This is a genomic window from Colwellia sp. BRX10-9, from assembly GCF_014077405.1.
GTDB lineage: Bacteria > Pseudomonadota > Gammaproteobacteria > Enterobacterales > Alteromonadaceae > Colwellia_A.
In genome coordinates, this window is sequence record NZ_JACGVV010000094.1 from 1 (window position 1) to 731 (window position 731).

Consider the following 731-nt stretch of genomic DNA (forward strand, 5'->3'; position numbering starts at 1 on the left):
TTAATGAAGATAAAAGATCCATACGCAAACAAGCCAAAATAAAGCGTTGAAGCTGTAGCGGCTAATATTTGAAAGTTACTCTTAATCTGATTCATGAACTGCATCTCCTTTTGCAACATAACGCCTTACTAAGCGGCGCGAAATTGTTGGCTAAAATGTACGAGGAACGAGTGCTAGCCAACTGTTTAGCGTCCGTTTGAGTAACTTGTTATATGTCTGGCTCAACATACTTTAATGCTTCGCTGTAACCATTCGTCGCTGCAATTGTAAGCCAAAACTTACCTTTTTCAATATCTTGTTTAAGATACTCTCCTTCAAAATAACAATATCCAAGAAAAAACTGAGCTTTGCTATTCCCTTTATTTGCAGCCAAATTTAACCAGTATTCTCCATGTCCAATATTTACTGAGCCACCGAAACCACCAAGACAAACAATGGCGTAGTCGCATTGGCAATCAAGATCTCCTTGTTTAGCCAAACGTTGAAGGTATTCTCGAATTTCTAGATCACTAGATTCCTCCTCAAACACGCTTGAGATTAAACTCTTAACTTTGTTAAATACTGATGACATAGTAATTTCGACATATAACGCCCTATTAAGCGGCGAAAAATTGTTGGCTAAAATTGCGAGGAACGAAGCTAGCCAACTGTTTAGCGTCCGTTTGAATAGCTTGTTATGTGGCAACTATCTACAGCTCAACAAACCATTCTTTTGAGTTTGGATTTGTAAC

1 protein-coding gene is annotated in these 731 nt (G+C 38.2%); it reads right to left on the reverse strand.

Annotation, left to right across the window (positions count from 1 at the left end; translation table 11 throughout):
* Positions 1-208 precede the first annotated feature (208 nt).
* Positions 209-571, reverse strand: coding sequence for a tetratricopeptide repeat protein (locus H4J69_RS19610; RefSeq protein ID WP_182252058.1), 363 nt, complete (start codon positions 569-571; stop codon positions 209-211).
* Positions 572-731 lie beyond the last annotated feature (160 nt).